The sequence below is a fragment of the Blastomonas sp. genome, from assembly GCF_041747255.1.
Lineage (GTDB): Bacteria > Pseudomonadota > Alphaproteobacteria > Sphingomonadales > Sphingomonadaceae > Blastomonas.
Genome location: NZ_JBGTFM010000310.1, coordinates 1 through 5808, shown reverse-complemented (window position 1 = coordinate 5808; position 5808 = coordinate 1). Strand labels below are relative to the sequence as shown.

Below are 5808 nucleotides of genomic sequence, written 5' to 3'. Positions count from 1 at the left end.
ATCAGTTTTTCGAACAACAGGACGCTATGGCCCGGCGGCGTGATCGGATCATCGGCGGCGGCAAAAATGATGGTGGGGGGTGCAGCGGCGCTGACATATGTGTCGAGCGACCATTCAGCCTCTGCCTTGGCGCTGGGTTTGTTGCCGATGATCTCGCGGCGGGTGCGGGTCGTATCGAACGGCTTGCGCAGCGAGACCACCGGGAACAGCAACACCGTAAAATCAGGGCGCGCAGATACCTGTTCATGCACGTCGGCCCCGGTATAGAGCGCGCGCCCGGGTTGGAGTGCAGTGAAACCGGCCAGATGCCCGCCTGCAGAAAAGCCCATGATGCCAATTCGTGCGGGATCGACCGCGAATTCGCCCGCCCGGCTGCGGATGATCTTCATCGCCCGCTGCGCATCCATGAACGGCGCGCTCGCGTCCCAGCCGTCATTGGGCAGGCGGTAGATAAGTTCAAAAACGGTAAAGCCCTGTGCCTGCAGCCACTGTGCTGCAGGTGTGCTTTCCTTCCACAGCTGGATGCGGAAATAGCCGCCGCCGCCTGCCACCAGCACCGCAGCGCCATTTGGTGTCTCCGGACGATAGACCCGCATCCGCGACGTCGCGATGTTGGAGACTGCGCCAAAGCCTGCGCCTGCCTCGCCGATCTTTTCCGCCCCCGTGACCCCGCCCCTGCCCGGCGGTGTGCCCGGCCACAGCAGGATTTCTTCCGGCGCGGCAGCAGCCAGCGGCAGCACTGGAAGTGCGCTCACCAGCAGCGCGAGAGCAGCGCTGCGACCGATCAGTGTGCGGCGCGCGATCATCGGTGCTCTTCCAGCACTTTGGCGATCGTCTCGCTAACCGGGCCGCTGCGTTCATGACGCTCGATGTCATCTGTCGGAAGCGGCAGCGGTGTGCCTGCCATAGCGGCGGCCAGCCGGGTCTTGTCCAGCGCACCTTCCCAGCGGGCGACCACGATGGTCGCCACCGCGTTGCCGACGAAATTGGTGAGCGCGCGGCATTCGCTCATAAACCGGTCGATCCCGAGGATCAGCGCCATGCCCGCAACCGGCACGCTGGGCACAACCGAAAGCGTGGCCGCCAGGATAACAAAGCCCGCGCCGGTTACCCCTGCCGCGCCCTTGGAACTGATCATCGCGACCAGCACCAGCGTCAGCTGTTCGCCGATGCTCATATCAACCCCCACCGCTTGCGCAATGAACAGCGCGGCGAGCGTCATGTAGATATTGGTGCCATCGAGATTGAACGAATAGCCGGTCGGCACCACCAGCCCCACCACTGCCTTGCGGCAGCCGGCGATCTCCATCTTCTCCATCAAGCTCGGCAGCGCCGCTTCGGAGGAAGATGTGCCCAGCACCAGCAGCAACTCCTCGCGCAGGAAGCGGATCAGCGCGAAGATCGAAAAGCCGTTGAAATAGCCAACCGCGCCCAGCACCACGATGACAAACAGCAGCGATGTCAGGTAAAACGTCGCGACTAGCGCCGCGAGGCTGGCCAGTGAACCGATCCCGAATTCGCCGATGGTGAAGGCAATCGCGCCGAACGCTCCGATCGGCGCCAGCTTCATCAACATGTGTACCAGTTTGAACACCGCCTGGCTGAACGAGGCGAATACATCCAGCACGAGATCACTGGCCGGGCGAGTCATTGCCATTGCTACGCCAGCAAGAATCGCCACCAGCAGCACCTGCAGTATCTGCCCTTCAGTCATCGCGCTGAACAAGGTTTCAGGGATGATGTTCAGCAGAAAACCGCTGATGGTCTGGGCCTCAGCACTTTCTGTATAGGTAGCAACCGCGCCTGGATCGAGCGTGGCCGGGTCGATGTTCAGCCCCTCACCCGGTCGCACAACATTGCCGACGACAAGGCCAATGATGAGGGCAAGCGTGGAAAAGAACAGAAAATAGGCAAATGCCTTGCCCGCGACGCTGCCGACCGCTTTCATGTCGCTCATTCCGGCAATGCCGGTGGCCACGGTCAGGAAAATCACCGGTGCGATGATCATCTTGACGAGCTTGATGAAGCCATCGCCAAGCGGCTTGAGCGCGGTGCCGATTTCGGGGAAGAAATGGCCGAGCAGCGCCCCCAGTACGATCGCCGTCAGCACTTGCACATAAAGCTGCCGATATAACGGCTTACGGCGGGGAATCGACGCTGCCTGTTCTGGCGTGATATCTGAGTGCGAACCCATGGGTCGCGTCCCCCCCCCCCGGTGAACTTATTCTTGTTCGAATAATTTCAGCGCGAATGCCGCTGGCTGCAAGCAAATCTGCTCGCGAGAAAATATTGCATAAATTCAATAAGTTAATTCATATGCGACCACAAAATATGCGGAATTCCGCATAAATTAATTGCCGGGTGTGCGAAATTCCGCACAAGGTCTCGTGGGGATGGGAACCAAAAGGGGCAAAAGTGTACAGGACCGAGCGATGGTATCTCCCGATTCTTGCCGTGTTTGCAGTGGTGCTGTTAGGTGCATGGGCGACACTCGCGGTTGATCGCGCAACACGGGTGGCTGCGCTCAACGAAATCCGCGAAGAGTCCAGCAATGATGCGGCGATCCTGGCTGCGGGGCTTGAAAGTGAACTCAACAAGTTCAGTCTGGTGCCGCGTGTGCTGGCGGTTGATCCTGAAGTCGCTGCGCTGCTGGCGGGCGATCGCAGCCAACAAGCCGTCCTGAATAGCCGGCTTGCCGCGCTGGCCAAGCAGACCGATGCGGCCGCAATTTACATCATGAATGCTGATGGCCTGACGCTGGCAGCCAGCAACTGGAACCGCCCGGACAGCTTTGTCGGCTCAAATTACGGCTTTCGCGATTATTTTTCCGGCGCGATTGGCGAAGGTGCCTTCACGGAGTTCGCCTTGGGCACGGTTAGCCGCCGCCCCGGGCTTTATATTTCCGAGCGTGTCAACACCGCTGCAGGCTCGCTCGGCGTGGTCGCGGTCAAGGTGGAGTTTGATGATCTTGAGCGCAAATGGCGCGACGCAAAAGGGGGAGTGTTTGTCACCGATTCCGACGGGGTGGTGTTGCTGGCAAGCGATCCCGACTGGCGATTTCGCGCAACTGCCAACCAGCCGACCAGCCCGCGCGATCCGGAACGCGATGCCACGCGTTTTGGCATCGCCAAACTCGCGCCACTCACTTTGCCGGCATCTCAAGGTGCGACGGCACCGTTCGCGATGATCGAAAATATCCAGCCGATCGCCCCGCTCGCCTGGGAATTACATCTGCTGTCCGATCCGGGCCCGCGACTTAACGCCGCGATTACCAATGGCAGGCTGCTGGTGTTGCTGGGCGTCATGCTTCTGGTGATCGCGGGGAGCGCGGTGTTGGTTTGGCTGCGGCGGCGGCTGGCGCGGGCCAGCGCAGCGTTGTCGGAACAAACCGCGATGCTGCGCGAGCAATTGCACCAGGCCAACCGGCTCGCGACGCTGGGCCAGGTTACCGCCGGGCTTAGCCACGAAATCCGCCAGCCACTGGCCGCGATGCAGGTCTATGCCGAAAGTGGTGAGCGACTGCTCGCAGCCGGGCGCAATGTTGAGGCAGCCGGAAACTTCAGCAAGATCGCCGGGCTTGCGGTCAAGATCGGGCAGATTACGGTCGAATCACTGCAATTCAGTCGCCGCGCGCCGCGAGAGCCAAAGGAGATTGCACTGGCCGAAGTGATCGACGGGTCGCTGCTGCTGCTCAGCGATCAGATCAGGCGCCGGAAAATCAGGCTGTCCCTGCCCGATCATGCTCAGGTTCGCGTGCGCGCGCAGCACGTGCAACTCGAGCAGGTTCTGGTCAATCTGATACAAAATGCGATTCAGGCCTGTGATGAAGGCGGCAAAATCACCATTAGCGTCGCTCTTGGGCCGGACCAGTGTCGACTCATGGTCGAGGATGACGGGCCGGGCGTACCGGCAGATATCCGCGAAGTTTTGTTCCAGCCGTTTGTCACCACCAAGCCAGACGGGATCGGGCTGGGTCTGGTGATTGCTCGCGATATCATGCGCGAACACGGTGGGGATCTGATGCTTGAGAATCCGGGTAGAGGCACGTGCTTTACGATCACGATCCCCGTCGCATGAGCGACGCTGCCGCCTTGCTGGTTGCCTTGGTCGAGGACGACGCGGCGCTGCGCGATGCGACCACGCAGGCGCTCACGCTTGAAGGAGCCGAGGTCGTGGCCTTCCCCGACGCACGGGCCGCGCTTGGCTTGTTGACACCGGAATTTCCGGGGGTGGTGGTCAGCGACGTGCGCATGCCGGGGATCGACGGCATCGCGTTTTTCGCTCGGTTGCGCGAGATTGACGCTGAACTGCCTGTGATCCTTACCACCGGGCACGGTGACATCGCGATGGCGGTTGACGCGATGAAGAATGGCGCGGCGGATTTCCTGACCAAGCCTTATTCCTCGGCTCACCTCATCCGCACAGTCCGGGCCTCGATTGCACGCCGTGCGCTGGCCCTTGAAAACCGACGTCTGCGGGATGAAATGGGGCGCAGCGCCCAGAGCGCCATGCTGGGGTCGTCACCCGCCGCACAGAGGCTTAACTCTGTGATTGGCGGTGTGGCGCGGTCGGAAATCGACGTGGTGCTGGCAGGCGAGGCGGGGACCGGGAAAAGCCATGTTGCGAGGCTGATCCACGATCTCAGCGCAAGGCGCGCTCGACCATTTGTCACCATCGACGTCGGCATTCTGGCGCATCAGGATGCCGAACTGTTGCTGTTCGGGCGCGTCCCTGGCGTCGGACTGTCTCGCACCGGCCTGGTAGAACGGGCCAATGGTGGCACGCTGTTTCTGGATGGTATCGACGCGGCAACCGGTCCGCTTCGTGCGCGTCTGTCGATGTTGATAGAACAGCGCAATGTCCTGCCGCTTGGGGCTGACCGACCACGGGCGCTCAACTTGCGCATGATCGTGTCGCGATTGCCGGCAGGGGCCCGCAGCGATCAGCAGCTGGCCGAAGACGCGGTCGAGCATCGCATGGGCGGGGTTCGCATCGAATTGCCGCCGTTGTCAGCACGGCGTGAGGATATCCCAGAACTGTTCCGGCATTTCGTTGTGCAGCACGCTCGCCAGCTTGAACAGGAGCCACAAACCATTGGCGAAGCACAGTGGCGATTTGTTCAGGCCTATGGCTGGCCCGGAAACCTGCACGAACTAAGCGGCTACGCCCGTGCCTTCGTGCTAGGCCTGTCCGACATCGGCCCAGACCTTGCAGTGACCCAAGGACAGCGAAGCCTGCAACAGATCATCGCCGATTTTGAACGCACTGTGCTTGAAGATGCGCTCCAGCAATGTTGCGGTGATATAACAAGGCTTCAGGATCTTCTGCAAACGCCCCGCAAAACGATTTATGACAAGCTGGCTAAATACAATCTTAAACCCGCCAGATTCCGTTAGTCTCTCTCGATCAACCATTCGCTACTCGCATCCCAGGACCCAGATTGATGGCATCAGCTACCGGTTTTTTGTGAAACCGACTGCGTGCGGGCAGCAGACCTTCATGGCAACCATCGCCATCGCCGACTTCGTAACATGGTAGCTCTAATGAGCAAGGATTCTCGATCGATTTTCTCGATCAGACTGATAGAATTTCGTCATTTTTGTGCACGTCAAATCACCTTCATTGTGGCATCAATAATGGGGAGATGACGAATGGACATGAAGACAAGTGGTATGGGCGGCAATTGCCCGTTTTCAGCCAGCGACGGCGGCGTGCGCTCGTTGCTCGGTCGCACCAATCGCGACTGGTGGCCCGATGCGCTTCAGCTCGACATCCTGACACAGAACGGCAGTTCGCCCGATCCGATGG

The 5808-nt window shown here is 60.5% G+C and carries 4 protein-coding genes; 2 read left to right on the top strand and 2 right to left on the bottom strand.

Features of this window, described 5'->3' with window-relative positions:
* Together ACEW8G_RS10645 and ACEW8G_RS10640 are read right to left on the bottom strand one after the other, a co-directional pair.
* Nucleotides 1–806, bottom strand: an 806-nt coding sequence (locus tag ACEW8G_RS10645; protein WP_373488397.1) for an alpha/beta hydrolase, incomplete at its 3' end; no start/stop codon positions are given.
* The gene (locus ACEW8G_RS10640) at nt 803–2194 is read right to left on the bottom strand and encodes a dicarboxylate/amino acid:cation symporter (RefSeq protein WP_373488396.1); all 1392 of its coding nucleotides are present in this window, start codon (nt 2192–2194) and stop codon (nt 803–805) included. The genes ACEW8G_RS10645 and ACEW8G_RS10640, both read right to left, overlap by 4 nt.
* A 221-nt stretch (nt 2195–2415) precedes the next feature.
* Here ACEW8G_RS10640 and ACEW8G_RS10635 point away from each other — a divergent pair, with 221 nt between their 5' ends.
* Together ACEW8G_RS10635 and ACEW8G_RS10630 are read left to right on the top strand one after the other, a co-directional pair.
* Nucleotides 2416–4077 carry an ATP-binding protein gene (locus ACEW8G_RS10635; RefSeq protein WP_373488395.1) on the top strand — a complete coding sequence of 554 codons (1662 nt, stop codon included), beginning with the start codon at nt 2416–2418 and terminating at the stop codon, nt 4075–4077.
* Nucleotides 4074–5396, top strand: a complete 1323-nt coding sequence (locus tag ACEW8G_RS10630) for a sigma-54-dependent transcriptional regulator (protein WP_373488394.1) — start codon at nt 4074–4076, stop codon at nt 5394–5396. The genes ACEW8G_RS10635 and ACEW8G_RS10630 overlap by 4 nt, the downstream gene beginning before the upstream one ends.
* Nucleotides 5397–5808 lie beyond the last annotated feature (412 nt).

What these genes read in the sequence shown, in the direction of transcription:
- ACEW8G_RS10640 (WP_373488396.1), bottom strand. Translation starts at nt 2,194, where the DNA reads ATGGGTTCGCACTCAGATATCACGCCAGAACAGGCAGCGTCGATTCCC.
- ACEW8G_RS10630 (WP_373488394.1), top strand. Translation starts at nt 4,074, where the DNA reads ATGAGCGACGCTGCCGCCTTGCTGGTTGCCTTGGTCGAGGACGACGCG.